The sequence below is a fragment of the Pseudarthrobacter sp. NCCP-2145 genome, from assembly GCF_023708005.1.
In the GTDB taxonomy this organism is placed as follows: domain Bacteria; phylum Actinomycetota; class Actinomycetes; order Actinomycetales; family Micrococcaceae; genus Arthrobacter; species Arthrobacter oxydans.
The window spans coordinates 85,088-108,462 of the sequence record NZ_BRCG01000002.1 but is presented as its reverse complement, the minus strand read 5'-3'; the positions used below and the strand labels follow the sequence as shown (position 1 = coordinate 108,462).

Sequence of the window (23,375 nt, the reverse complement as noted above, 5' to 3'; positions counted from 1 at the left end):
CCCGCGTCCGCCGGCACACAGCTCAGGGGCTTCCCTGAGACGCCCCTGAACCGGCTCCCGCCGTGCCGCCTAGACCGTGGACTCGGCTTTTGCCGCATGCACGAAGGCGCGGACCTTGGCCAGGTCCTTGACGCCGCGGGATGCCTCAACACCGGAGGAAACGTCCACGCCCCAGGCGCGGGCGGCAGCTGAAGCCTTCCCCACGTTCTCCGGGTCCAGGCCGCCGGCCAGCAGCCAGCTGCGTCCCTGCAGGGCAGGGAGGCCGGCCACCGAACCGTAGTCCCAGGCCTCGCCAGAACCGGGAACGGCGGCGTCGATCAGGAGCAGGTCCTCGCCCCAGTCCTCCAGTTCCTCGGGCGTGGCACTCAGGGTGACGGCCCTGACCAGCTTCATCCCGGCGTCGTGCACGGTGGCAACGTCCTCGCGGGTGCGCGTGCCGTGCAGCTGGATCCATTCCAGCCCGGCGGCGCGGGCAATGGCCACGGCGTCAACAACGGGCTCGTCGCGGAATACGCCGATCGGCAAAACCCGTTCCGGGACCTCGGCCAGCAGGGCCGATGCCTGCGAGGGCGAGACCACGCGGGGGCTGGCGGTGAGGACGAAACCCACCGCATCCGCTCCCGCGGCCACCGCTTCGCGAACAGATTCCGGCGTGCTGAGACCACACACTTTGACGAACATTCCCGGCTCCTTCAGGCTGTTTTCGTGTTGTCCCCCCGGAGGAGAGTAGCAGGGAAGGATGGGAGCTGCCGACACCCTGCCGCCTGCACACCGCCGCCGGGCGGGCAACTAGGCTGAACAGATGGAGATCATCCGCTTTGCCGACCTTAAACCTGAACCGTGGCGCAACGGCGGTGGGGTAACACGCCAGATCGCGGGCCATTCCGGCGTCGACTCCGGACACGACGGCGGGTGGGACTGGCGGGTCAGCATCGCCGAGGTGGGCAAGGCCGGGGAGTTCTCGCCGTTTCCCGGAATGGAGCGGGTGCTCACCGTGGTTGAAGGCGAGCTCCTGCTGCTTACCGTGGATGGCGCTGAACATCCCCTCGAAAAGTACCGCGCGTTCCGGTTCCCCGGCGGGGCCGAGACCACCTGCGCCCTCCCCACGGGGGACGTCCGCAACCTCAACGTCATCACCCGGGCCGGGAAGTACAAGGGCTTTACGTCCATCATTGAGCTCTCGAAGAAACGGGCCCATCCCCTTTTCGCCGGCCAGCTGGGCGTCCTGCTGCAGGGCCAGGCGACTGCCTCTTCCCCTGCCGCCCCTGGCGCTGCCTCTGCCGGGTCCGGGGCGCTGGGGCCGGTGGCCCTTGACCGCTACGACGCCGTGGTGGGCTCGGACAGCGGTTCCCCGGAGGTCCTGGGCCGCGGCTTCCTGGCCGTTGTGTCCATCGATGAAATTACTGGCTGAGGCTGAAGCGCCCGACGTCCACTACGGCATGGTTCCGGCGCGCTTCCTCGGCGGCGAAGACGGCGGCGTGGCTGACCAGGGACTCGTCCAGTCCGGACACCACTCCTGACCAGTCCCCGCCGGCGAGCGCCGCAACCCAGGCGGAGATGAGGCCGCGGTCGCCGCCTTCGTGCTTTTCGCCCCGGACCTGCGGCACGGCGGCGGGCACGGGGTGGACAGTTGTTGATCCGGTCAGGAAGTCGTAGACGGAGATGGCTCCGGCTTCGATGGTGATCTCTCCGTGGCTGCCGAAGATGCGGGTCCGCCGGGGGCCCGCGGCGGTGAAGGCCGTGGCGGTGAACGCGGCGGTTGTGCCGTCCTCGTATTCGATGTTCACCACCTGGTGGTCCACGACGTCGTTGTCCGAGAAATAGACGCAGCGGCCGTAGGGGCCCGTGGCCAGGGCGTGCAGCAGTGATTCGGGGGTGCCACCCGGATCCACGACGTCGGCGAAGTACGCCCGTGCCGGGTCCGGCCTGCCGCCGTTCGATGGCCGCCCGGCGCCGTAGATCTTCAGTGCGGAGTAGGGGCAGCTTGGTTCAGCCGGGCAGTCGGTGCAGCGCCGGGTTGCGCCTTCCGGCGCCCCCTCGGGACGGAAGTGGGCCAGCTGCCCGAAGGAGGATACCCGCAGGGGCCTGCTGCCGATGATGAAGGAGAGCCAGTCGACGTCGTGCGTGCACTTGGCCAGCAGGAACGGACTTGAGTTCTCCTCGCGGCGCCAGTTCCCGCGGACGTAGGAATGCGCGAAGTGCCAGAAACCAACGGGCTCCAGGTGCTGGACGGAGATAATGCGGCCAACTGCCCCGCCGGCCAGGAGCTGCTTGAGCAGTGCCGTCAGCGGGGTGTAGCGCAGCACGTGGCAGACCGTTGCCCTGGTGCCGGTTTCACGGCTGAGGCGGTCAAGTTCGGCGCAGCCTGCGGGGTCGGCGGCGACGGGTTTTTCCAGGAGGATCTGGTAGCCGTGGGCTGCGGCTGCTGCGAAGGGGCCCGCATGTTCACGGTCCGGTGTGGCGATGATGATGCCGTCGGCGGGCAGGCGGCCGGCCAGCATCGCCTGCCAGTTGTCGAAAACCCCGTTGTCCGGGACACCGAGTTCCTTCGCCAGGGGGCCGCGCAGCTCGGCGCGCGGCTCGGCAAGGCCCACCACGGTGGCCCGGCCGGTGGCGGCGGCGAGGCGGGCGTACGCGGCGCCCCTGGCTCCGGCGCCGGCGATGAGGAGGCGCACCGTGCCTGCGTGCCTGCCGGCCGCGCTGTCGCCGTCGTTTACGGGGAGCCCCTGCGGCAGGGCGCCCACGGGTCAGCCGTTCCCGGGATCGGCAAGCCATTCCAGTGCCACGGCCGCTGTCCACGACTGGTCCATGCTGCCCAGCGGTTCACCGGTGAAGGGTTCGTAGTACTCACCGAAGTGGCCCTCCATGAGCTGGGCGAGGGAGGCCTCGCGCAGTTGGTGGTAGCGCTTCCCGTCGCCGCGCCTGCGCAGGCAGTGGGCCAGGTACCAGTTCATCACCGGCCACACCGGTCCCCGCCAGTACTGCCGGGGCTTCAATCCTTCGTACGTGGTGGACGTGGAGGCCGGGAGCGGGAAGGCCAGGCGAGGGTCTCCGCTCCAGTCCGGCCCCTCGAAGATCTCCAGTTGCCTGTCGAGGAGGGCCTGGTCCGCGGTGGAAACCAGGGGTGCGAACCCGGCGATGGTGGGCGGTCCGATCCATTCGCCCGTCAGCACATCCCTGTCCCGCGCCAGTCCGGTCTCCTCATCCACGGTGGCGTCGACGCCGTCGCGGAATTCCCTGGCCCACTGCCGCAGCTGGGGCGCTTCCTCGGGCAGGCCGAACTGTTCAGCCAGCACGGCAAGGTCCTCGCTGGCCGCGGCAAAGATCGCCGACATGAAGACATCCTTGACCTGGAAGGACATCACCGCCGGCAGCCGGGCGTCGTCGAACCCCACGGCGGCCATCTGCTGCACCAGCCACAGGTAGCGGCTGTACTCCTCGTCGCTGGGTCGCTGGCTGTGGTCGGTGACCTTGAGCGTGTCCGTGCGGACAAACGGCTCCATGTCGCCGGGCTGGACCCTGGAGTACGGGCCGTCGAAACGCGGCGAGTTGTCCATCCCGGACTCCCAGCCGTGGTAGATGGTGAGCAGGCCAGAGCCGTCCCCGCCGCGGGCGCTCCGGAGCCAGGCGTGCCAGTCGATCCAGTGCGGCAGGGTCCGCCGGGTGAATTCCTCCGCGAGCCTGGCATCCTCGCCGCCGGCCGCCGTCGCGCGTTCCACGATGCGGCGCAGCATGGTGGCGTGGACCGGCGGCTGGCAGATCCCGCTGGACTGCACGCCCTCCGGCGAAACGCCGCGGGTCCCCCAACGGTCCACGTCGGGGAAGTAGCCGGGGACGTCGGAGAACACGATGTGCGGGATCATCCCGCTCTTCCACTGCGCGGCCACGAGGTAGTCCAGCTCCTGCAGGGCGCGGGCCACGCTCACGGTGGAGAGGCCGGTGGCCACGAAGGCGGCATCCCAGCTCCACATGTGCGGGTAGAGGTTCGGCGCCGCCGTGACCATGGTGCCGATGTCGTTGGCTGCCAGGACGTCCCTTGCCCGGCTCCCCAGTTCCTCAAGGGTGCGGATTGGATAGCTGTCTCCGCTGTTCCCTTCCGGCGCCTGGCTCATGCCGTCAATCCAAGCTGGGTTTCCGTGTCGAAGAACCGGATTGCAGCCTGGTCGAAGCGCAGCCCCACCTTTTCCCCCGAGGAGACCCGCACGGTGGAGGCCACCTGCACTTTGATGGTCTGCCCGCCCAGGTCCATGGTCAGCAGCGTGGCGTGTCCCAGCGGTTCCACGACTTCCACGGTGGCGTCCAGGGTTCCCGGCGTGCCGCGGTCCTCGAGATAGATGTTCTCCGCCCGGATTCCGACCATCACGGGAAGGCCGCCGGACCGGGCTGCGGAGCGGGCCAGGAATTCGGGGGCCTCGGTACTTTGGCCGGCGACTTCCAGGGCGCCCTGCTGGGTGACGCGGCCCTCCAGGAAGTTCATGGGCGGTGAACCGATGAACCCTCCCACGAACCGGTCTGCGGGTTCCTCATAGACCGTGATGGGGTGGCCCAGCTGGGCGATCTGCCCCTTCTTCATCACGGCGACCCGGTCCGAGAGGCTCATGGCCTCCACCTGGTCATGGGTGACGTAAAGGGTGGTGGAGCCCAGCTGCTGGACGATCTTTTTCAGCTCCGCCCGGAAGTCGAGGCGCAGGAGCGCATCGAGGTTGGACAGGGGCTCGTCCATGAGCAGGACGTCGGCGTCCATGACGATGGCGCGTGCGACGGCGACGCGCTGCCGCTGCCCGCCCGACAGCTGGGCGGGATACCGGTCAAGGTAGGGGGTCAGCTGGAGCAGGTCCGCCGCCCACGCGACCTTCTTCTCCAGTTCGTCCCGGGGAACCTTCTTCATGACCAGGCCGAACCCGATGTTGGTGCGGACCTTCCGGTGCGGGAAGACGGCGTAGGACTGGAACACCATGGACAGGTTCCGGTCCTGCGGCGGCAGGTAAGTCACGTCCCTGCCGCCAATGGAGATGCTTCCCTCGTCCGGGAAGTCCAGTCCCGCCACCATGCGCAGCAGGGTGGTCTTTCCGCAGCCCGAAGGCCCCAGGAGCACCATGAACTCGCCCTCGGCAACATCAAGGGAAACGTTGTTGGTGGCCAGCTCGGTGCTGCCCGGGTAGGTCTTCTTGAGACCCTTGATCGAGATGTCAGCCATGGAACAGCCTCTCTGGAACGCACTCAGCGGATGGTGGAGCCCCACATGTTGGTGAGGTAGCGGCGCATGAAGAAGATGAAGATCAGTGCCGGGATCACCAGCAGGAAGCCGCCGGCGAACCGGTAGGCCAGCGGTGACTCGGCGAGGGAACTGAGGACCTGGGCCGGAAGGGTGCGCTGGTTCAGGGTAAGGATCGACGCTCCCAGCACCTCGTTCCAGGACATCACGAAGGTGAAGATCGAGGCCGCCGCGATGCCCGGGATGGCCATGGGCATGACCACCTTGAGGAAGGCCTGCACCGGGCTGCAGCCGAAGATGCGGGCGGCTTCCTCGACGTCGCGCGGCACACCCAGGAACACCGAGGAGGTAATCAGGATGGTGGTGGGGAGTGCCAGTGCTGTGTGGAGCAGGACGACGGCCAGGACGCTGTCATACAGCCCTGTCTGGAGGAAGAGCTGGGCCAGCGGCACGGAAAGCACCACGATGGGCAGGGCCCGGGTGAAGAGCAGGAAAAGCTGGTACGGGTCCCTGCCGGGAAAGGCGAAACGCGCCACCGCGTAACCGGCCGGGACGCCGATGATCAGGGACAGCAGGAGCGTGAAGATGCCCACCTGGACGGAGTTTATGAGGCCGCCCAGGATACCCGTGGACTGCAGGAACGTCTGCATGGTCTCAAGGGAGAAATTGTTCGGGATGAAGCTCAGCGGGAACTCCTGCAGGGCCGCCCTGCTGGAGGTGGCGGACAGGGCGATCAGGTAGATCGGCAGCGCCATGAAAAGCGTGATGAGGATGCAGCCCACCTGGAGCAGGATCCGGTTCCGGCGCCGCCTAGCCAGCGGCCTGCGGTCCACCTCCGGCACCGGGCGGTCTGCCGGGGCCGTTGCCTTGTTGGTGGTGGCGTGGCTCATCGCGGGGCCTCCGACTGGTCTTTCAGGAGCTTGAGGTATCCGACGGCGGTGACCATGGACACAGCCATCACCACCAGGGCCAGGGCGGACGCCACGTTGGCGTCCTGGAGCCCGGTGTACCAGCGGTAGGTCTCGCCGACCACCAGCGGGAAGTTCTGCCCGGTGAGGGCCAGTGCCACCGCGAAGGTCTGGAAGGCCAGGATGGTCCGCAGGATCAGCGCGGTCTGGAGGCTGGGACGCAACAGCGGCAGGGTCACGTGCCACAGCCGGTCCCAGAAGCCGGCCCCGAAGACGCCGGCCGCCTCCTCATAGTCCTTGGGAATGGACTGCAGACCGGCAACGACGATCACGAACACCAGTGACGTTGCCCGCCAGACTTCCGCGATCAGCACGGCCATGAACATGGAGGCGTAGTTGTCGTAGGCGAGCCACGAGACCGGCTCAAGGCCCACGGAGGCAAGCACGGAGTTCAGGTACCCGCGGTCCGTGAAGACCGTCAGCCACACCAGGCCGGCGGCAAGGTCGCTGACCGCCAGGGGGATGGCCCAGATATAGAAGTACACCGAGGACCCGCGCGGTTTGGCCCGGATCAGCAGGGCCATGGCCAGCGCCAGGACGAACTGGATCGGAATCATCACCACGATCAGCAGCAGGGTGTTGCCCACTGAAGACCAGAAGTAGGGGTCCTGCGCCATCCGGGTGAAATTCGCCGTCGTCAGTCCTTCCGGGCCGCCAAACGCCTGGAGGATGCCGCTGACCATGGGCCAGCCGAACAGCAGGGTCATGAAAACGATGGACGGGGCAATCAGCAGCATTGCCGCCGAGGTTCCGCTCCTCCGCGGCGGCCGGCCGCGCGGCCTTGCGGGCCGGGGCCGGGGCCGGGGCCTTACGGCAGCGGGTGCGTCCGGGGAAGCCATCACGCAACCCTGCACTGGTCAGCGTCGGGATCCGGGGCCCAGCAGGGAACATTCAGCGTGTCCATGATGCTGGCCAGCTCCGCCCCTTGGCGGTCCAGCGTCGCCTTGACGTCTGCGTTGTTCAGGCAGATCTCCTGGAAGCAGTTCTTGAACAGCTGCGAGACCTGCGGGTCCTTGTCGCCCAAGCCCACCGGCGGGAGCGCAAGGATGGCGTCCGGAGCTTCCTGCTGCGCCTTGACGGCCTTGGCCTCGAGGGCGATACCGCCCGGGAGGTCGCTTCCAATATCCGCCTCCACCACCGGGAAGAAAGCATTGGACTTCAGCGTCTCGATTTGCGCCTCCGGCTTCGACAATGCCTTGATCAGCTCGAAGGCCTTGTCCTTTTCCGGCGAACCCTGGGGGACGGCCATGCCGCCGACGACGAGCAGGTAGCCCTTGCCCTTCGGACCGGACGGGGCGGGCACCATCAGCCAGTCGTCGGGCTTGTCCTGGACCGCGTTGATGAGGCGTGCCACGTGGTCCCACGCCACCAGGACTTCCCCGTTGCCCAGCGGCTCCTGCATGAAGTCGTAATTGGCGGAGGCCGGATTCATGTTGGCCCACAGGTCGCGCATGTACGTCCAGGCGGTGACGGCATCGGCGTTGCGGAACGTGGTGATCTGCCCGCCGGTGAAGCTTGGGAGCAGGAAGCCCTGGTAGAAGCGGTGGTGAAGGCCCTTCGGCCCGGCGGGAATGCCGAACACAGGGCGCCCCCCGTTCGCCGCCTTGGCTGCCTGGGCCCACGCCAGGAAGTTCTCGTAGGTGAGGTTGTTGACGTCGGCGCCAGACGGCAGCCACTCCAGCGCCTTCTTGTTGACCGCCACCACATACGTCGCCTGGATCCACGGGATGTACCGGGGAGAATCCGTTCCGAGCTTTGCCAGCTCCAGCAGGTCATCGGAATAGCCGGCAGACGAAAGGTCGCTGGTCAGGGAGCTGAGGTCCTCGAACTGGGACGCGAAGGGGATGAGGTCGCTGTGCAGGCCCGCTGCAATGCCTATTTCAACCTTCCCTGCGGCAAGCTGGGACTTCAGGGTGGTGTTGAAGATGCCGGTGTCCACGGGGTTGTAGGCCACCTGGATATCGCCGGCGAACTTTTTCAGCGTGGCTTCATATTTCTGCCTCTCCTCCACGGGGGAGAACTGGGTGGAAAGGAAGTTGACCGACCCTTCCCCTCCGCTCCCGCTGGTGTTCACGCCGCAGGCTGCCAGCAGGGGGCCGGTGGCCAGGGCCATCAACCCTCCCTTCAGCATGGTCCGCCGGCTGAGGTCACGGTGGGCAAGATCCGACATTGGAACCTCCTGCTGCGAGGGCAGATAGTATTTTTGTCTGGTGATCGATCATAATTGTGTGATCTAGATCACGTCAATGGCCAGGCCGCGGCGCGGGCAGGCCACCTACGCAAAGGAAGCGGGCAGGATGACCCAGCAGAGGACGCTCGTCGGGGGCTCAGGCCAGCCTCCCGCGGGTCCTGCCACCAGCGCCGGCCACGTCCTCCAGCTCCTGCGGTCAAGCACCGCCGGATACAGCCGGGCGGACCTGCTGGACATTACCGGCATGGCCCGGTCCACCCTTTATGAGCGGCTGGACGCCCTTTTCGCTGCGGGCCTGGTCTATGAATCCACGCCGCTGCGCTCCCAGCGCGGCAGGCCGCCCCGGGCCCTCCGCTTCGATGACCGCAACAAGCTGGTCCTCGCGATCGAGATCGGGCACACCCACGCCAGCATCCACCTCCTGTCCCTGGGCCGGGACATCGTGGCCTCCGCCCGGCTGCCCGTCGAGATCAGCCAGCCCCAGGAAGGCGTGGCCGGCGCTGTCATCGAGGAGTCCCTGCGGCTCCTCGACGGGCGGCAGCCGGTGGGAGCGGGGGTGGGGCTGCCTGCCCCGGTGGACCCCCTTCACCGGCTGGGCCTGGAACGCACGGTCTTGGCCCACTGGGACCTGCAGCGCCTGCAGGACGTTATGGAGGCGAGGCTCGACTGCCCGGTCCTGCTGGAAAATGATGCCCGCTCGATGGCGGTCGGCGAGGTCCGGGAGCCGCTCGAGTCCCTCGTGGCAGTGAAGGTCAGCACCGGCGTCGGCTCCGGCATCATTGTGCGGGGAGCCCTGGTCCGCGGCGCCCACGGTGCCGCCGGGGACATCGGGCACGTGCGGATTCCCGAGGCCGCGGGCCGCCGCTGCCGCTGCGGCCGGGACGGCTGCCTCGCGGCAGCGGCGTCCGGACGTGCGCTCCTCGCGGAACCGGATCTTGCCGGCTACGGCACCCTGCGCCGGCTCGTTGATGCGTGCGGCAGCGATCCCGCCGTGCGCTCCGCCGTCACGGAAGCCGGGCGGGTACTGGGGCGTGCGCTCGCAGCGACGGTGGGGACGCTGAATCCCGGCCGGATCGCAGTGGGCGGACTGGTAGGCGTGCTTCCGGATTTCCTGGCGGCCTGCCGGCAGCAGATCCTCGACGACGCCTTTGAACCTTCCCTGGTGGACCTTGAGGTTGTCTCCGCGGACAGCCGGACGGCCACGGCTGTTGGACTGTGCAAGCTCGTGGAGGAGAGCCTTTACGCGCCGGAGCGGGTGGAACAGCTGCTGGCGCAGCGGGCCGGCTGAGTAATTTGTCACAGGGCAGCCTTGCCTTGCAGAAGCAGAGCCTTTCCACACTGGTGGCCCACCCGGGCCGTCCCTAGACTCGGGCTATGACCACTTCATCGTTCAATGCACTCCTGTCCACCCAGATCGGCAACGAGTTCACCGCGTCGCAGCAGTACATTGCCGTGGCCACCTGGTTCGCCAACCAGGACCTCCCCCAGCTGGCGCGCTACTTCTACCGCCAGTCCGTGGAGGAACGGAACCACGCCATGATGATGGTGCAGTACATGCTTGACCGGGACATCCCCTTCACCATTCCCGGCGTTCCGGCTGTCCGCAACGACTTCGCCTCCGTCACCGAGCCGCTGGCCCTGGCACTTCAGCAGGAAAAGGAAGTCACCCGCAACATCGAGGACCTGTTCCGGGCTGCCCGCGGCGAAAACGATGCCCTGGGCGAGCAGTTCATGCTGTGGTTCCTGAAGGAGCAGGTGGAGGAAGTGGCGTCCATGACCACCCTGCTGAACATCGCAGAGCGCGCGGACAACCTGTTCGATATCGAGAACTTCATTGCCCGCGAAACCATCGGTGACGGCGGCCGGGACTCCTCCGCCCCCGAGGCTGCCGGCGGGGCGCTCTAACCGCCGCGGCCCAACTGGGTCGCAGCAGATGTCGGATTGAGCCCCCAAAAGAGCATCTGCTGCTACCTAGTTGGGCGGGAGGGCACCTGGTGAGGTTGGGCACCAAACCTGCCCGCCGCCGTCGTGCGTTGCTACTCTGGAAACCAAGGCTCCGCACCTGGGCCTCCGGACGACGGTTCAGTACCCGGAACGCGACAAGACTGGCCAAAGGATCTGCCATGTCGTGGTTAATACTTCTTCTCTCCGGGGCGCTCGAGGCAGTCTGGGCCGCATCCCTGCACCGCGCTTTCCAGGCTTCGGGGCGGAAGCGCCTCGCCCCCGCCGCGCTCTTCCTGGTCTCTGTCGCCGCGAGCACGGGCGGCCTGGCCATCGCGATGCAGTCCATCCCCACCGGTACCGCCTACGCAGTGTGGGTCGGGGTGGGCGTGGTGCTGACCTCCGCCTACGCCATCGTCACCAAGGCGGAACGCCCGACGGCGGCGCGCCTCCTCCTGCTGTCCGGCATCGCTGTGTGCGTGGTTGGCCTGAAGGTGGTGGCGTAATGCTGCGGCGTTCGCTCCCCTGGCTGGTGCTGCTGGCCTCGGCCGTCCTCGAAGCCGTATGGGCCACCGCGCTGGGACTGTCCAACGGGTTCAGCCAGCCCGTCCCCACCCTTGTTTTCGCCGTGACGGCAACCCTGAGCATGCTGGGCCTGGGCTGGGCCATCCGCACCATTCCGCTGGGCAGCGCCTACGCCGTGTGGGTGGGCATCGGCGCCGCGCTGACGGTGGGCTGGGCGATGGCCACCGGCGTGGAGCCGTTCAGCGTGCTGAAGGTTGTGTTCATTGCCGGGATCGTTGGCTGCGCCGCCGGCCTCAAGGCGCTGCCGCAGGACCGGTAGAACCCCTCAGGACAAGGTCGGACCCCAGGACCACCGGCGAGCGCGTGGACTGCTCACCGGCCATTTCGGCTGCGAGCGCATGGACTGCAGCGTGGGCGATCGCGGCGGCCGGCTGGCGGAGCGTCGTCAGCGGCGGATCTGTGAGGGCCATCAGCGTTGAGTCGTCAAAGCCCACGATAGATACGTCCTCAGGCACCCGCAGCCCCCTGGCCCGTGCCGCGCGGATGGCCCCCAGCGCCATGACGTCTGATGCACACACGATCGCCGTGTGGCCGGAGTCAAGGAGCTCGTTGGCCGCGCTCTGGCCGCCCTCCACCGTGTACATGCTCGTGGCCGTGTGGAGTGCGGGATCGTCGACGCCCAGATAGTCCGCAAGCGCGGTCCGGAAACCTGCCAGTTTCTGCCGGCTGGGAATGAAGCGGTGCGGGCCGACTGCAAGCCCCACCTTCCGGTGTCCCAGGCTGGCCAGGTGCTGGACCGCCGTCCTGATCGCGGCGGCGTCGTCATTGGACACCGAGGCCGCCCCGAGCTCAGGGCGGGGGCCGTTGACCAGGACGTACGGGATGCCCCGGCCGCGCAGCCGGTGGTAGCGCTCCAGGCTGGCCTGGCCGTCCGCGTGGGCGCTGCAGATGAAGATGATGCCGGCTGCCCCCTGCGCCACGAGCATCTCGATGTACTCGTCCTCTGAACGGCCTCCGCCGGGCAGCGCACAGATAACGGGGATGAAATCCTCCTGGGAGAGGAGGGAGACCACCGCCTGGGCGATGGCCGGGAAAATCGGGTTGGTGAGGTCGGGGACAATGATTCCCACCTGCCCCCTGGCTGCGCTGCGGGTGCGGTCGGGCCGCTCGTACCCGAGATCGTCCATGGCAGCGAGAACGGCCTGGCGCACCTCCCGGGACACGCCTTTCCGCCCATTGACCACCCGGGACACCGTGGCGATGCTGACGCCGACCTTCCGTGCAAGGTCTTCCAGTTTCGGCCGCTCGGCCGCGGCGGGTTCCGTCCCGCTCCCGGTCATACTCATGGTGCTCCTTCGCCGGAACAGCATTCCGGAGGTCTCGTGCTTCCCAGTGTACGGACACAGGAGTACACGTGGCATGAAAACAAAGCGTGAAATTTTCAGCAAACCGTTGACGTGCGTAGGAGGCGAAACTTAGGCTCTTGGGACACCCCGCTCCCCACCGTTGCCGTTCGGGGCGTTTCCAAGGAAGGTCTTCCATGTCCCACAAATCCCTACCAGCCGGGCCACCGCCTGCGCTCAACAGAAAACTGGCAGCCGCGCTGGCGGCAGCCTGCGCCACTCCCCTGGCGCTGGGCGGCCTCGCCCTCCCGGCCTCCGCGGATCACACCGCTGTGCCGCAAGCCGTGGCCCTCGTCGGTTCGCTGCAGTCCGAGATCGGCTGCCCCGGGGACTGGCAACCCGACTGCGCGGCCAGCAGGCTGCAGCCGGTGGAGGGCTCCGCCTCGCTCTACCGCGCCACGTTCGATATCCCTGCGGGCACCTACGGGATGAAGGTTGCCCTGAACAATTCATGGGATGAAAACTACGGCGCAGGCGGCGCTGCCGGCGGCGGCGACCTGGTGCTCAACGCCCCGGGCGGGCCTGTGACCTTTACCTACGACCACGCCAGCCACACCCTCACGGACAATGTCCCCGATGCCCTCGGCGCCGAGGCTGGCGCGCACTGGTTGTCGGCGGACACCATCGCGTGGCAGGCGCCGGCGGCGGAGGGAACCACCTACCGGCTTTACAGCGCGCCCGACGGCGGCCTGGCTGTGGCGGACGGCCAGGTCACCGGAGGCAGCTACGTACCACTTGAGAAGACGAACCAGACCTTGGATGCGGGACTGGCAGCCAAGTATCCCCACCTCTCCGGATTCGCCTCCCTGCGGCTGGCCGAAGGCGACGCAGCGCGGGCCAAGGAACTGCTGAAGGGCCAGCTGCTCGTTGCCGCCGTCGGTGCGGACGGCCAGGTCACCGCCGCCACCGGAGTCCAGGTCCCCGGGGTCCTGGACGCTCTCTACCAGGACGCGGCGGGGCGTGAACTCGGGCTGGGCTGGAAGGGCAACCGGCCGGAGCTTTCCCTGTGGGCGCCCACGGCGCGCAGCGTCACCATCCACACCTACGCATCAGGCTCCGGCGGCGACCCCGTCTCCAGCCGCCCCATGGAACCGTCCCGGGACGGCGTCTGGTCCATGACCGGAGAGAAGGACTGGAAGGGCGCCTACTACCTGTACGAGGTGGAGGTCTTTGTTCCGGAAACCGGCAAGGTTGAACGGAACCTGGTCACCGACCCCTACAGCGTGGGCCTGTCCGCCAACTCCGGGCGCAGCCTCTTCGTGGACCTGGAGGACAAGGCGCTGGCCCCCGAGGGCTGGAAGAAGCTGCAGAAACCGACCCTCACCAAGCCCGAGGACCTCTCCCTCTACGAACTCCACGTCCGCGATTTCTCCATCACGGATGAGACCGTGCCGGAGGCGCACCGGGGAACCTACAAGGCCTTCACGGACACCGACAGCAACGGCATGCAGCGCCTCCGCGAGCTTACGGACGCCGGGATGAACGCAGTCCACCTGCTCCCGGTCAATGACATCGGCACCATCGAGGAACGGCGCAGCGAGCAGCTCGAACCGGCCTGCGACCTCGCCGCCCTGCCCGCGGATTCGGAGGAGCAGCAGGCCTGCGTCGCGGAGACTGCAGCCAGGGACGGGTTCAACTGGGGCTACGATCCCCTGCACTACACAACACCGGAGGGCTCCTATGCCACCAATCCCGACGGCGCCACCAGGATCACCGAATTCCGCGAGATGGTGGCTGCCCTGAATACCTCCGGCGCGCGGGTCATCCAGGACGTGGTCTACAACCACACCTCGAGTGCCGGACAGTCCGGGAGCAACAACCTGGACCGCATCGTTCCGGGCTACTACCACCGCCTGAACCCCGGCACCGGGTCCCTTGAGACGTCCACCTGCTGCGCCAACACGGCAACCGAGAACACCATGATGGGCAAGCTCATGATCGATTCCCTGGTGACGCTTGCCAGGACGTACAAGCTGGACGGCTTCCGCTTTGACCTCATGGGCCACCACTCGAAGCAGAACATGCTGGACGTCCGGGCGGCCCTGGACCAGCTGACCCTGGCCAAGGACGGCGTGGACGGCAAGGCCATCACCCTGTACGGGGAGGGCTGGAACTTCGGCGAGGTGGCCAACAACGCCCGGTTCGTCCAGGCCACCCAGGAAAACATGGCCGGCACCGGCATCGGCACCTTCAACGACCGCCTGCGCGATGCCGTGCGCGGCGGCGGCCCCTTCGACCCCGACCCCCGGGTCCAGGGTTTCGCGTCCGGACTCTATACGGACCCGAACAGCTCCCCTGCCAACGGGACCCCGGAACAGCAGAAGGAAGCACTCCTGCTGGCCCAGGACCTGGTGAAGGTGGGGCTGACAGGCAACCTGAAGGACTACTCCTTCGTGGACCGCACCGGCGCCACCGTCACGGGGGCGGACGTGCCGTACAACGGTGCTCCCGCAGGCTATACGAGCGACCCGCAGGAGGCCGTCACCTATGTGGAGGCCCATGACAACGAGACGCTCTTCGACGCCCTTGCGCTGAAGCTGCCGCAGGACACCCCCATGGCGGAGCGGACCCGGATGCAGACGCTTGCCCTCAGCACCACGGCCTTTGGCCAGGGCATCTCCTTCTGGCACGCGGGCGGCGAAGCGCTGCGCAGCAAGTCCCTGGACCGCAACAGCTACGATTCGGGCGACTGGTTCAACATCATGGACCACACGGACGGCACCAATGGCTTCGGCCGGGGACTGCCGCCCAAGGCGGACAATGAGGACAAGTACGGCTACATGCGCCCGCTGCTGGCAGACCCCTCACAGAAGCCGGCCACCAGCGACATCGCTGAGGCGCGCGGCCGGGCTGCTGAGCTCCTGCAGATCCGCAAGAGCACGCCGCTGTTCCACCTCGGCGAGGCCGGTTTGGTCCAGCAGAAGGTGTCCTTCCCCGACGGCGGTCCCGGACAGGCTCCGGGCGTGGTGGTCATGCACATCGACGACTCCGTGGGCCCGGATGTGGACAAGGACCTGCGCGGGCTGGTGGTGGTCTTCAACGCCGCCGATGACACAGTCAGCCAGACGGTGGCCGCCACGGCAGGCGCGTCCTACGGCCTGCACCCGGTCCAGTCCGGCGGCACCGATCCTGTGGTCAAGACGGCCGCGCACGATCCCGCGACCGGAACCTTCACCGTTCCGGCCCGCACCGTGGCGGTGTTCCAGCTCGGCTAGGCCCGCGAGGCAGCCCAACGGTTTCCCGGGCAGTCTAGGCTTTTGCCATGGACTCCCCCGAGATCTCCGCAGCCGTCGCCGGGCTGCGCCATGCCGTTCGCGGCGCGCCGGGTGTCGGGCGGCGGATACTGCTGGGCATCGCGGGGGCACCGGGCGCCGGAAAGTCCACGTTCGCTGCCTGGCTGCAGCAGCAGTTCGGGCCCGGTGAGGCGGTGGTGGTGCCCATGGACGGTTTCCACCTGGGCAACACCATCATTGAGGGCACGCCGCTGCGGCAGCGCAAGGGGGCCATCGACACGTTCGACGCCGGCGGGTACCTTTCGCTGCTGCGCCGCCTGGTGCGGCGGGACGAGGCAGTGGTATACGCGCCGGAGTTCCGCCGCACCCTCGATGAACCGGTGGCGGCCTCCATCGCCATTCCCGCGGAAGTCCCTCTGGTGATCACGGAAGGCAACTACCTGTTGTTTGAGCAGGAACCGTGGAAGGACATCCGGGCGCAGCTGGATGAGGTCTGGTTTGTCGATGTACCCCCGGCGCTGCGGCTGAACCGGCTGGTGGAACGGCACATCTCATTCGGAATGGAACGGGCCGCGGCGGAAGCGTGGGCAGCCGGCCCGGACCAGGCCAACGCCGTGCTGATCGAGGCCACCCGTCCGGCGGCCAGCAGGATTATTCCCTGGCACTAGGAAGTTGCCACTACCAACGGCATCTCGAAACGGCGCCGGTCACGGCGAGGAACCAGGAGAACTGATGGCACACGTAGTAACCCTCGGAGACGGACTCACTGCCAGCCCGCTCGGCTTCGGCGGCATGGCCCTGACGCCCGTGTACGGGGAGGTGGACCAGGAGGACGCGCTCCGCACGCTGCACCACGCCGTCGACTCCGGTGTCACCTTCATCGACACTGCGGACATCTACGGCGGGGGCAGCAACGAGGAACTGGTCGCCCAGCTTCTGAAGGAGCGGCGGGACGAGGTCCAGCTGGCCACCAAGTTCGGGCTGGTGGGCACGCCGGCGGACGGCTACACGGACATCCGCGGCGACGCCGCCTACATCCGCCAGGCCGTGGACCGCAGCCTGCACCGGCTGGGCACAGACGTGATCGACCTCTACTACATGCACCGCCGCGACCTCCGCGTTCCCCTGACGGAAACCGTGGGAGCCATGGCGGAGCTGGTGCAGCAGGGCAAAATCAGGCACCTGGGGCTGTCCGAAGTAACGGCCCAGGAGCTGGAGGAAGCCACCGCCGTGCACCCCATTGCGGCGGTCCAGAGCGAGTGGTCCATCTGGAGCCGTGACGTGGAACGCAACGTCGTTCCTGCCGCTGCCGCCCTGGGAACCGGTTTTGTGCCGTACTCGCCGCTGGGCCGGGGATTCCTCACCGGCACCGTGGACGCCTCCAGCCTGGGCGAGAAGGACTTCCGCCGCCGGATCCCCCGCTTCGCACCCGATGCCGCCGGTGCCAACCGGGCGGTGGTGGACACGGTGCAGGCCGTGGCGGACAGCCTGGGCGCGACGCCCGCGCAGGTTGCCCTCGCCTGGCTGCTCGCGCAGGGCAGGAGGCTGGGGCTGCCCGTCGTCCCCATCCCCGGCACCCGCAAAGCCCACCGGATAGACGAGAACCTCGGCGCCCTGGACCTGGAACTCGCCCCGGCGCACCTGGACGCGCTCGGCGAAGCGTCGGACGCCGTCGTCGGTTCCCGCTCAGCCGATCCCACGTGGGTGTCCGAAGGGCGCGAATAGAGCCTCACACGACACCGAAGGGCGGCCCCCCAGGGGGCCGCCCTTCGGCACGCGTCAGGTCAGGAGGCGGAACGTGCTTCCCGGACCAGCTCGGCACAGCGTTCGCCGATCATCATGGTGGTGATGTTGGGGTTCACGGTGGTCAGCTCCGGCATGACGGACGCGTCAGCCACCCTCAGCCCCGTGACGCCCTTGACGCGCAGTTCGGGATCCAACGGTGACATCCCGTCGTCGGCCGCGCCCATCCGGACAGTCCCGGCGGGGTGGTACACGGTGTTGTGGGTCCTCCGGATGTAGTCGGTGATCTCCTCATCGCTCTGGATGTCCGGGCCGGGGTACAGCTCGGTTCCCACCCAGTCAGCCAGCGCCGGCTGCGCGGCAATTTCGCGGGCCTTGCGGATGCCGGCGATCATCACACGCATGTCGTGGCCGTCCGCGTCGGTGAAGTAGCGGGGGTCCACCCTGGGCTTGTCCCGGAAGTCCTTGCTGCGCAGTTTCACGGTTCCTCGACTGCGGGCATGCGTGACGTTGGGCGTGAGGCAGAAGCCGTTCTCCGTGGTGGGGAAACCCTGCCGCAGCGTGTGCATGTCGAACGGCACCGAGCCGTAGTGGAACATCAGGTCGGGCCGGTCCAGGCCTTCCTCGGTGGTGGTGAAAATGCCGGCCTCCCACCACTGCGTGGACGTCTCCGTCATGGGCCGCCTGGCCTCCCACTGGATCACACCCTCGGGGTGGTCCTGCAGGTGCTCGCCGACCCCCGGTGAGTCCACGCGGACAGGGATGCCGAATTCCTCCAGCTGGGCGGCCGGGCCGATGCCCGAAAGCATCAGCAGCTTGGGGGAATCGATGGCTCCGGTGGAAACGATCACCTCGGCCCGCGCCGTGAGCTCATGCGTCCTGGCGAATCCGTTGTCCACCACTGCGACGCCGGTGCAGCGGTTGGCGGCGTCGAAGGTGAGTTCCTTGGCGCGCAGCCCGGTCAGGAGCGTGAAGTTCCCGCGGTCCATGATCGGGTGGATGTAGGACACCGAGCTGGAGGAGCGGGTACCGTCCGCGCGGCGGTTGATCTGGAAGAATCCGGCACCGTTAATCACCGTTTCCCCGGTGTTGAACTGCGCCTTCGGAATGCCGGACTGTTCGCAGGCTTCCAGCATGGCCCGGCCCGTAGGGTCCGACGCCGGGACGTTCATCAGGTGCACCGGTCCACTGTCGCCGTGGTGAGGTGCGTCGGGGCCGGCGTCCTCGTTGGTTTCCAGCTGCTTGAACAGACGGAAGGCCAGGTCCGAGTTCCACCCGGTGGCGCCGAACTTCTGCTCCCACTCGTCGATGTCCTCGCGGGGCGCCCAGAACGCGATGCAGGAGTTGTGGCTGGAGCAGCCGCCCATGACCCTGGCCCGGGCGTGGCGCATGAAGGAGTTGCCGTTTTCCTGCTCCTCGATGGGGTAGTCCCAGTCGTAGCCGGATTCCAGCAGCTCCATCCAGCGGTCCAGCTGCAGGATCTCGGGAAGGTTCCGGTCATCGGGCCCGGCTTCCACCAGGGCCACCTCCACGGCCGGGTCCTCGCTCAGGCGTGACGCCACGGCGGCCCCGGCGGAGCCGCCGCCGATCACGATGTAGTCGAATTCCGTCTTTGCTGCCATGTGCCTTAGTTCCTCCCTGCAGGTGCGGCGGCGTGGTCCGCGAACCAGCCGGTCACCTGCGGATCGATGTTCTGGTAGACGTGCTTGGCTTCCTGGTACTCGGCCAGGCCCGTGGGCCCCAGTTCACGGCCGACGCCGGACTGGCCGAACCCGCCCCATTCCGCCTGCGGCAGGTAGGGGTGGAAATCGTTGATCCAGATGGTCCCGTGGCGCAATGCCCGGGCCACACGCTGGGACTTGCCGGCGTCCTGGGACCAGACGGCACCGGCCAGGCCGTAGTGGGTGTCGTTGCCCAGTTTTACGGCTTCCGCCTCGGAGGTGAAGGTTTCCACGGTGACCACGGGGCCGAAGGCCTCGTCCACCACCACGGACATGCCGCTCTTGACCTGGTCCAGGACGGTGGGCAGGTAGTAGAAGCCCTTCTCGAGTTCGCCTTCGCCCCACGCACCGCCGCAGCGCAGCCGGGCGCCCTCGGCAATGCCCTTCTCGACGTAAGCGGTGACCTTGTCGCGGTGGGCGGCGGAAATCAGCGGGCCGGTCTCGGCGTCCGGGTCGAACGGGCCGCCGAGGCGGATCTGCTGCGCGCGGCGCACCAGTTCATCCACGAACCTCTCCGCGATGGACTCCTCCACAATCAGCCGGGCGCCGGCCGAGCAGACCTGGCCGGAATGGACGAACGCGGCGTTGAGGGCGTTGTCCAGGGCGGCGTCGAAATTGGCGTCCGCGAAGACGATGTTGGGGTTCTTGCCGCCCAGCTCCAGCGCCACCTTCTTGACCGACGCTGCCGCCGAGGCGGCGATGGCCTTGCCGGTTTCCAGGCCGCCGGTGAAGGACACCAGGTCCACCTCCGGATGGCCGGAAAGGACGGGGCCCACGGTCCTGCCGTCGCCCAGCACAAGGTTCGCGACGCCGTCGGGCAGTCCCAGCTCCGCAAGGACCTCCATCATCAGGATGGAGGTGTGCGGGGTCAGCTCGCTGGGCTTGAGGACGAAGCTGCAGCCCGCGGCGAGCGCAGGGGCGATCTTCCAGGCGGCCTGCAGCAGCGGGTAGTTCCACGGGGCGATCAGCGAGCACACGCCAACGGGCTCGTATTCGATCCGGCTCACCACCGTGGCGCTGCCGGCATCCACCACGCGGCCTGAATCCTGGCCGGCAAGCTTGCCGAAGTACTCAAAGCAGTTGGCGATGTCGTCCATGTCGATCTCGCTTTCCACCAGGCGCTTGCCGGTGTCCAGCGTCTCGGCACGGGCAAACTCGTCCTTGCGCTCCCGCAGCCGGGTGGCGACGCTGACCAGGAAGGTGCCCCGCTCCAGGGCTGATTTCCCGGACCACTCGCCGCAGTCGAAGGCAGCCCTCGCCGCCTCCACGGCACGGTCCGCATCCGCGGCGGTCCCCTCCGAGACAGACCCCACGAGTCCGCCGTCGGCCGGGCAATGGATGTCCCGGGTGCCGCCGTCGGACGCTGCGGTCCAGCTCCCGCCGATGTAAAGCGTTGCCTTGCTCATTTCGTTTCCTCCTGCATGTCGAAGTCGGATTCCCAGTTGTCTTTTGCCACCTGGTCCTCAACCAGGACGGTGTTTCCGGGGGCTGCACGGTTCAGGTGCAGGAATTCAAGGTGCTGTTCGTAGTGGTCCAGGACGTCCGTGATGACCTGTTCCTTGGTGTAGCCCATGAGGTCGTAGCCGTAGCTGCCCTCCTGGGAGAACACCTCCATGCGGTAGTAGTGGTCGTCCGGATCAGCTCTGCGCGTGGCATAGCTGGGCGTCTCGTACTGCACCGGGTAGATCTGGTATTTGAAGGCCCGCTCCTCGCCCATGGGCAGCTGCAGGTCGATGCTGCGGATGCCGCAGGGCTCCACGGTGGTGACGGTCAGCGCGGTCTCCGCACCCTGTGCTTTGAGTTCGGCTTCAACTTCCTGCAGTGCCGGGACGGCCACCGTTTCAGCGAACCGGATGGTCTGCCTCCGCCCTGGGTAGCTCATGGCGCGGCTGAGCCGTTGCCGCCAGGTGCGTCCTCCGCGCAGGTCGCTGGAGCGGCCCGTGATGATGCCGGGCAAGCTGGCGCGGTAGCTGTCGTTGAGCGAGTTCTCCACCCGGAGGGCCTTGTAGAGGCCCAGCATGATGAACACCAGCAGCAGGGACAGCGGAAGGCCCATGACGATCGTGGCATTCTGTAGCGTGGTGACCCCGCCGACCGTGAGCATGGCCAGGGTCAGCAGCCCGGTGGCCACAGCCCAGAACACGCGCATCCACTCAGGGCCGTCGGAGTCCGCGTCCTTCAGGTGTGAGGTGAAGTTGGACATCACCAGGGCGCCGGAGTCCGCCGATGTCACGTAGAACAGCAGGCCCGTGAATGTTGCAACGGCCGCTGTGAGGGGGACAGCCGGGTACTCAGCCAGGAGGCTGTAGAAGCCACGTTCCGGATGGCTCATGGCAGCGTCGCCGAAGGCCATGTTGCCGCCCATGACCAGGTCGAGGCTGGAGTTTCCGAAGATGGAGATCCACAGCACGATGAAGAGGAAGGGGACCGTCATGGTGCCCAGCACGAACTGCCGGATGGTGCGGCCGCGGGAGATGCGGGCCAGGAACAGGCCCACGAAGGGTGCCCACGCAATCCACCATGCCCAGAAGAACAGGGTCCACGCGTTCATCCACTCTGTGGGCTTGTCATAGGCAAACGTGTCCAGGGTCATGGCGGGGAAACGGCTCACCACGTCACCGATGTTCTGGACGATCCCGTCCAGCAGGAAGTTCGTCTTGCCGGTGGCGAGGATGAACAGCATCAGGGCCACGGCCAGGATCACGTTGAGTTCCGAAAGCCGCCGGATGCCCTTTTCCACGCCGGACACCACGGACACAGTGGCCATCACCACGGACAGGGCGATCAGGCCGATCTGCACGGCAAGGTTCTCCGGGATGCCGAACATGAAGTTGAGCCCGTAGTTGAGCTGCACGACGCCGATGCCCAGTGAGGTGGCGATGCCAAAGATGGTGCCGAGCAGCGCGGCGATATCCACCGCATGCCCCATCGGGCCTTCGATCTTCTTCCCGAAGATGGGGTACAGCGCGGACCTGATGCTCAGCGGCAGGTTGTGGCGGTAGGAGAAGTAGCCCAGCGCCAGTCCCATCAGGGCGTACAGGGCCCAGCCCGTGATGCCGTAGTGGAACAGCGTCCATACGAGAGCCTGCCGGGCGGCCTCGGCGGTTCCGCCTTCCCCTTGCGGGGGCGCCAGGTACTGGCTGACGGGTTCGGAAACGGAGAAGAACATCAGGTCGATGCCGATTCCGGCCGCGAACAGCATGGCCGCCCAGGTGAACATTCCGAACTGCGGTTTGGAATGGTCCGGGCCCAGCTTGGTCCTGCCCACACGGGATACTGCGGCGAACAGGACGAAGACCACTACCGCGGTGACGATCAGGAAGTAGTACCAGCCCATGTTGGTGGACACCCAGCCCACCATGGATCCGATCACGGCTTCTGCGTTGTCCTTGGCAACAATGGCCCACACGGCGATGCCGAGCACCCCGAAAGCGGAGCCGAAGAACACGGCTTTGTTCACCCGGGTGGTGGCTTCGGGGCCGGCGTCGGCGGCCGGGGAGTTCTTCCCGCCCGGTGGTTGCTGCGACTGTGGATCAGCGTTTTTTACTCCCGCGGTGGCCGCGGGTGGCGTTGCGTTGTGGCTCATCGTGTCCCATTCCAGTTTTGAGGCTGTGGTGCGGACGACGTCGGCTCATTGGCTTTCGGACACAGCCGAAAGACCCCAGCCCGCACCATGAGTGACTGTGGCTTGGTTTTCGACGCTACCAAGCCGTTTCCCGAAGGGCCGACTTTTATGAGTCCGGTCACTAGTCCAGACTGAAGCCCATGGACTCACTCATTCACGACCTCCGTGACATCACCATCCGCCGGATTTCGGTCAGCGAGATGGACAACAACGTGTACCTGCTCACTGCCAAAGCCAGCGGCGAACAGGTGCTGATCGACGCCGCGGATGATGCGCCGGCCATTCGGCAGCTGCTGGCAGACAGTGCCGCGGACACGTCCGCGGCCCCGCGGTTGGGACTGGTCGCCACCACGCACCAGCACTGGGACCACGTCCGGGCGTTGAAGGAGCTCGTGGAGGCCACCCGCGCCCCCACCGCTGCAGGAACGGACGACGCCGGCGCGCTGCCGGTTGCGGTGGACCGGAACCTGGAGCACGGGGATACGGTCGCCGTGGACGGCTTTTCGCTGACGGCGGTCCATCTGCGCGGTCACACGCCCGGCTCGATTGCCTTTGTTTATGAGGCCCCGGAAGGACCCGTGCACATCTTCTCCGGTGATTCGCTGTTCCCCGGGGGTGTGGGCAACACCCAGAAGGACCCGGAGCGGTTCAACCAGCTCCTCACCGATGTGAGCGAGCGGTTGTTCGGGGCCTACCCGGATGGCGCCGTGGTGCACCCGGGCCATGGCAAGCCGACAACCTTGGGGGCCGAACGGCCCCACCTCGAGGAGTGGCGTGCCCGCGGCTGGTAGCCGTTAAACGCATCGAGTG

20 protein-coding genes and 1 riboswitch are annotated in these 23,375 nt (G+C 67.3%); of the genes, 9 read left to right on the top strand and 11 right to left on the bottom strand.

Annotated features, from left to right (window positions below; genetic code table 11):
- Window positions 1-69 precede the first annotated feature (69 nt).
- Window positions 70-681, bottom strand: coding sequence for a phosphoribosylanthranilate isomerase (locus NFU08_RS02000; protein ID WP_251420320.1), 612 nt, complete (start codon window positions 679-681; stop codon window positions 70-72).
- A 121-nt stretch (window positions 682-802) separates the two neighbouring features.
- On the opposite strand from NFU08_RS02000, the gene NFU08_RS01995 reads away from it, so the two are divergent.
- Window positions 803-1,411 carry a HutD family protein gene (locus NFU08_RS01995; protein WP_251420318.1) on the top strand — a complete coding sequence of 203 codons (609 nt, stop codon included), beginning with the start codon at window positions 803-805 and terminating at the stop codon, window positions 1,409-1,411.
- Here the strand turns inward: NFU08_RS01995 and NFU08_RS01990 are convergent.
- From NFU08_RS01990 to NFU08_RS01965, 6 genes are all read right to left on the bottom strand, one after another.
- Window positions 1,401-2,744: a Gfo/Idh/MocA family protein gene (locus NFU08_RS01990; protein WP_251420316.1), complete on the bottom strand. Its 1,344-nt coding sequence runs from the start codon at window positions 2,742-2,744 to the stop codon at window positions 1,401-1,403. The genes NFU08_RS01995 and NFU08_RS01990 overlap by 11 nt on opposite strands.
- A 3-nt stretch (window positions 2,745-2,747) precedes the next feature.
- On the bottom strand, window positions 2,748-4,112 hold the full coding sequence (locus tag NFU08_RS01985) for an MGH1-like glycoside hydrolase domain-containing protein (RefSeq protein ID WP_251420306.1): 1,365 nt from the start codon (window positions 4,110-4,112) through the stop codon (window positions 2,748-2,750).
- Window positions 4,109-5,197 (bottom strand): ABC transporter ATP-binding protein, encoded by a 1,089-nt coding sequence (locus NFU08_RS01980; protein ID WP_174175183.1) that lies wholly within the window; start codon window positions 5,195-5,197, stop codon window positions 4,109-4,111. The genes NFU08_RS01985 and NFU08_RS01980 overlap by 4 nt, the downstream gene beginning before the upstream one ends.
- 23 nt (window positions 5,198-5,220) lie before the next feature.
- On the bottom strand, window positions 5,221-6,105 hold the full coding sequence (locus tag NFU08_RS01975) for a carbohydrate ABC transporter permease (protein WP_251420304.1): 885 nt from the start codon (window positions 6,103-6,105) through the stop codon (window positions 5,221-5,223).
- Window positions 6,102-6,920, bottom strand: coding sequence for a carbohydrate ABC transporter permease (locus NFU08_RS01970; RefSeq protein ID WP_104186466.1), 819 nt, complete (start codon window positions 6,918-6,920; stop codon window positions 6,102-6,104). The genes NFU08_RS01975 and NFU08_RS01970 overlap by 4 nt, the downstream gene beginning before the upstream one ends.
- Window positions 6,921-7,021: 101 nt before the next feature.
- The gene (locus tag NFU08_RS01965; RefSeq protein ID WP_174175187.1) at window positions 7,022-8,353 is read right to left on the bottom strand and encodes an ABC transporter substrate-binding protein; all 1,332 of its coding nucleotides are present in this window, start codon (window positions 8,351-8,353) and stop codon (window positions 7,022-7,024) included.
- Window positions 8,354-8,480: 127 nt separating this feature from the next.
- Between NFU08_RS01965 and NFU08_RS01960 the strand changes: the two genes are divergently transcribed.
- The 4 genes from NFU08_RS01960 (at window position 8,481) to NFU08_RS01945 (ending at window position 11,159) form a co-directional block, all read left to right on the top strand.
- Entirely contained in the window at window positions 8,481-9,662 is a 1,182-nt protein-coding gene (locus NFU08_RS01960; RefSeq protein ID WP_251420292.1) for an ROK family protein, read from the top strand.
- 86 nt (window positions 9,663-9,748) lie between these two features.
- Window positions 9,749-10,279 carry a ferritin gene (locus NFU08_RS01955; protein ID WP_174175192.1) on the top strand — a complete coding sequence of 177 codons (531 nt, stop codon included), beginning with the start codon at window positions 9,749-9,751 and terminating at the stop codon, window positions 10,277-10,279.
- A 143-nt stretch (window positions 10,280-10,422) separates the two neighbouring features.
- Window positions 10,423-10,488: riboswitch (guanidine-III (ykkC-III) riboswitch) on the top strand.
- Between the two features lie 9 nt (window positions 10,489-10,497).
- Window positions 10,498-10,821, top strand: coding sequence for a multidrug efflux SMR transporter (locus tag NFU08_RS01950; protein ID WP_251420290.1), 324 nt, complete (start codon window positions 10,498-10,500; stop codon window positions 10,819-10,821).
- A complete protein-coding gene (locus NFU08_RS01945; protein ID WP_251420289.1) occupies window positions 10,821-11,159 on the top strand; it encodes a multidrug efflux SMR transporter in 339 nt (112 codons plus the stop codon). The genes NFU08_RS01950 and NFU08_RS01945 overlap by 1 nt, the downstream gene beginning before the upstream one ends.
- Here the strand turns inward: NFU08_RS01945 and NFU08_RS01940 are convergent.
- Window positions 11,134-12,186, bottom strand: a complete 1,053-nt coding sequence (locus NFU08_RS01940) for a LacI family DNA-binding transcriptional regulator (protein WP_251420288.1) — start codon at window positions 12,184-12,186, stop codon at window positions 11,134-11,136. The genes NFU08_RS01945 and NFU08_RS01940 overlap by 26 nt on opposite strands.
- A gap of 194 nt (window positions 12,187-12,380) precedes the next feature.
- On the opposite strand from NFU08_RS01940, the gene pulA reads away from it, so the two are divergent.
- The 3 genes from pulA to NFU08_RS01925 all read left to right on the top strand — a co-directional run bounded on the left by pulA (window position 12,381) and on the right by NFU08_RS01925 (window position 17,201).
- Window positions 12,381-15,458, top strand: a complete 3,078-nt coding sequence (gene pulA / locus NFU08_RS01935) for a pullulanase-type alpha-1,6-glucosidase (RefSeq protein ID WP_174175198.1) — start codon at window positions 12,381-12,383, stop codon at window positions 15,456-15,458.
- Between the two features lie 47 nt (window positions 15,459-15,505).
- Entirely contained in the window at window positions 15,506-16,144 is a 639-nt protein-coding gene (locus NFU08_RS01930; protein ID WP_174175200.1) for a nucleoside/nucleotide kinase family protein, read from the top strand.
- Between the two features lie 64 nt (window positions 16,145-16,208).
- Entirely contained in the window at window positions 16,209-17,201 is a 993-nt protein-coding gene (locus tag NFU08_RS01925) for an aldo/keto reductase (RefSeq protein ID WP_174175202.1), read from the top strand.
- A 59-nt stretch (window positions 17,202-17,260) separates the two neighbouring features.
- Here NFU08_RS01925 and NFU08_RS01920 read toward each other — a convergent pair whose 3' ends face one another.
- Genes NFU08_RS01920 through betT form a run of 3 tightly spaced genes read right to left on the bottom strand, consistent with a single transcriptional unit; the run spans window position 17,261 to window position 22,526 of the window.
- Window positions 17,261-18,841, bottom strand: coding sequence for a GMC family oxidoreductase (locus NFU08_RS01920; RefSeq protein WP_174175204.1), 1,581 nt, complete (start codon window positions 18,839-18,841; stop codon window positions 17,261-17,263).
- 5 nt (window positions 18,842-18,846) lie between these two features.
- Entirely contained in the window at window positions 18,847-20,346 is a 1,500-nt protein-coding gene (locus tag NFU08_RS01915; RefSeq protein ID WP_174175207.1) for an aldehyde dehydrogenase family protein, read from the bottom strand.
- Window positions 20,343-22,526 carry a choline BCCT transporter BetT gene (gene betT / locus NFU08_RS01910; RefSeq protein ID WP_251420287.1) on the bottom strand — a complete coding sequence of 728 codons (2,184 nt, stop codon included), beginning with the start codon at window positions 22,524-22,526 and terminating at the stop codon, window positions 20,343-20,345. Before betT ends, NFU08_RS01915 begins: the two co-directional genes overlap by 4 nt.
- A 179-nt stretch (window positions 22,527-22,705) precedes the next feature.
- Between betT and NFU08_RS01905 the strand changes: the two genes are divergently transcribed.
- Window positions 22,706-23,356 carry an MBL fold metallo-hydrolase gene (locus NFU08_RS01905; protein WP_174175209.1) on the top strand — a complete coding sequence of 217 codons (651 nt, stop codon included), beginning with the start codon at window positions 22,706-22,708 and terminating at the stop codon, window positions 23,354-23,356.
- Window positions 23,357-23,375 lie beyond the last annotated feature (19 nt).